The organism is Undibacterium umbellatum (assembly GCF_014284125.1).
GTDB lineage: Bacteria > Pseudomonadota > Gammaproteobacteria > Burkholderiales > Burkholderiaceae_D > Undibacterium > Undibacterium umbellatum.
The window spans coordinates 1-639 of the sequence record NZ_JACOFX010000065.1; the positions used below are offsets into that span (position 1 = coordinate 1).

At 49.1% G+C, this 639-nt stretch carries 1 protein-coding gene; it reads right to left on the reverse strand.

Features of this window, described 5'->3' with window-relative positions:
- On the reverse strand, window positions 1-546 hold a 546-nt coding region (locus tag H8L47_RS29190), incomplete at its 3' end, for an IS110 family transposase (protein ID WP_186957336.1).
- Window positions 547-639: the final 93 nt, after the last annotated feature.

Below are 639 nucleotides of genomic sequence, written 5' to 3' on the forward strand. Positions count from 1 at the left end.
TGCCTTGAGCGCCATGGCTTCCATCTCACCCAAGCCCATTGTGTCTATCTCATCACAAGTCAGTTTCTTGATCAGATTAGCTGCCATATGTGCGCCATGCCGTTGGTCCATTTGTGTTTCTATCGAGAGAATTTGCACCGAACGTTGCTGCACCAATTGCATGCGCTTGCGCGCCAGGTCACGGACACCTCTTAATTCTTTTGGCATGATATAGCCTGTAGGCAGTAAGCCCAGACGAAAGACATGTGCCAAGTGCCTGGCATCTGACTCATCGCCCCGATGTTTTAATCCATCATATTGCTTGATTGCCGTGGTATTGGCCAAATGCACCTGATAGCCATGCTCTTGCAGTCCATCCACCAGCCAGTACCAGTTAAAGGTCGATTCCACGACGACGCCAGTAAGCTGAGATTGATAGGGAGCCAATGCAGCACAAATCGTTTCCAGATCATTAGCCAGCCGCCTGGAGTACAACACCTTGTCGGATTCGTCCGAAATAACCACAACACTATTGTTCGAATGTAGGTCTATGCCGCAAAATAACATACCGTCCTCCCCGTTAAAGTTTCGTTCGCACCTTAACTTTACTCCTTTGGCTAACGCCAGAGGAGGGAGGCGGCTAGATGATTATCAGGTCTT